The sequence below is a fragment of the Hydrocoleum sp. CS-953 genome (genome assembly GCF_002260545.1).
Classification (GTDB): Bacteria; Cyanobacteriota; Cyanobacteriia; order Cyanobacteriales; family Microcoleaceae; genus Trichodesmium.
The window spans coordinates 1-2,222 of sequence record NZ_LGSU01000127.1 but is presented as its reverse complement, the minus strand read 5'-3'; the positions used below and the strand labels follow the sequence as shown (position 1 = coordinate 2,222).

At 34.8% G+C, this 2,222-nt stretch carries 1 protein-coding gene; it reads right to left on the bottom strand.

What is annotated here, in order from left to right:
• Positions 1-375: 375 nt before the first annotated feature.
• Positions 376-2,196 carry a ferrous iron transport protein B gene (gene feoB, locus AFK68_RS00895; protein ID WP_094670894.1) on the bottom strand — a complete coding sequence of 607 codons (1,821 nt, stop codon included), beginning with the start codon at positions 2,194-2,196 and terminating at the stop codon, positions 376-378.
• Positions 2,197-2,222 lie beyond the last annotated feature (26 nt).

The following is a 2,222-nucleotide window of genomic DNA, read 5'->3' as shown; positions in this document are numbered from 1 at the left end:
AAACGTCCCTACACTCCCCTACTCCCCTACTCTGAAATAGATAAAGTTTTTGAGAAATGATATTATATCATGTCCGGTTGAATAGTTATAATTAAAGTTCGTAGTATAGCTCTCACCCCTAAGTGATGGATAGGGCTGAGAGCTATACTACAAACAAAAACTTTTTTTCTGTTGCTATTCTTCTAATTTGAGAAAAAAATAAACCTTGGGATACCGCAAGGTTTTTAATAATTATTAGTTATATCATCTCCGCTAGTATCGGAGCGTGTAAAAAAGAGGTAAGTATCTACAGGAAATTTAAGTTTTTCCAACTTTCAAGCCTTCTCTCCTTCTTCCTTTTCCCTTCTTCCTTCTGCCTTCTTTCTTACCCTTATTTCAGAAACCTAAAGCCAAAGCTCCTTGATAGAAAATGAAACTAGCAACCCAAGCTAAAACTAATGGAAATACTAAAGAAAGTAGGGAAAATTTCCATGATTTTGCCTCTTTAACTAAGGTAGCTAAAGTAGATAAACATGGGGTATAAAGTAAACAAAAAATACAGAAACTATATCCTTGAATAAAAGTAACTGTCTCAGCAATATTACTACTAACATTTTGTTCGCTCATGCTGTAAATAACTGCTAAAGAACCAATGACAATTTCCTTAGCAATAAAGCCAAAAAATAGGGATAATGTTAAATAAGGATTGATGCCAATAGGGTCCATAATAGGACTCATAAATTGACCAATTTGACCACCAATTGTATCTAATCCTGTAGCGCCTGGAGGTAAACTTGTGAGTATCCAAACTGCTATACAACCAACAGTAATAAAACCAGATGCTCTAGCTAAAAATTCTCTAACTTCTCCCCAACTTCTCAGTAAAATTTGTTTTAATGTAGGGAAACGATAAGGAGGTAGCTCTAAAACGAAAGGTTCTTCATTCTTATATACTCCTTGAAATAATGCTGCCGTGATAATAGCAACCAGAAAACTGAGGATATATAGAGAGAATAAAACTATCGCTCCATTGCCATTAGGAAATACTGCTGCAATGATAAATACAAATACTTGAAGTCGTGCCGAACATAAACCAAAAGGAATAATTAACATGGTTAATAGTCGTAAAGCACGGGAACGCATTACCCTGGTTCCCATTAATGCTGGAACGTTACAACCAAACCCCATTATATGCAGTACAAAACTACGTCCATCTAAACCTAATCTTGCCATTAAGGCATCCATTAAATAGGCGGAACGTGATAGATATCCACTATCTTCTAGCACTGCCATAATTATAAAAAATACGATAATTAATGGCACAAAAGAAGCAACTGTAGTTACCCCGGCCCAAACCCCATTCATTAGAAAGTCTTCAACTAGCGGTGGAAAAATTTGAACTATAGGTTCAACAATTGATGATTGTAACCATTCAACCACAATTTCAAGAAGGTCTATTGAAGGAAGTGCGATATTCCAAACTGCCCAAAAAACCAGGAACATTCCTAGGAAAAATAAGGGTAAACCCCAAACAGGATGAAGCACAATTTTATCAATTTGAGCTGTGAAATTTTTTGCCATTTCGGAAGGCATAACTACAGCTCCATTTAATACAGCATCTATTTCATTAACAGAAATATTTTCGTCTGCTTTTAAGATATCTAATTTTGTTGAATTTTGACTCTCTTTTAACTCTTCAGAAATTGCCATATATGCGTTCATATAGCCTTTGCCATATTTAGCACTTATTAAAAACACTGGCATTCCTAAACGTTGAGATAATTCTTCCGTGTCTATTTTAATTCCATACTTTTTGGCTTCATCTGACATATTAAGCATTACAACTGCTGGTAAACCAAAGGCTTTTACCTGCAATGGTAAGAGAATTTGACGGTCAATTTGTGAGGCATTAATAACTACTATTACTAAGTCAGCAGGATTATTTTCTAAGAATCTTTGCACTACTTTTTCATCTTCGGAAAAACCGTTGAGATTATAAATTCCTGGCAAGTCTACAAATTGTGTTGTTTCGTTATTTATTTTGACCTCAGCTTGTAAGATATCGACTGTTATTCCCGGCCAATTTCCTACATGAGCAGAAACTCCAGTAATTCGATTAAAAAATGTAGATTTCCCTGTATTTGGCATCCCAATTAAAGCAACTCTTTTTGTTGCATTGGATTTGGGGATTGTTGCTGTATTATTATGACAAGTCATTTCAGTTATTAGTTATTAGTTATCAG

Excerpts from the sequence above, each read along its gene's own strand:
- feoB (WP_094670894.1), bottom strand. The coding sequence starts at position 2,196 with ATGACTTGTCATAATAATACAGCAACAATCCCCAAATCCAATGCAACA.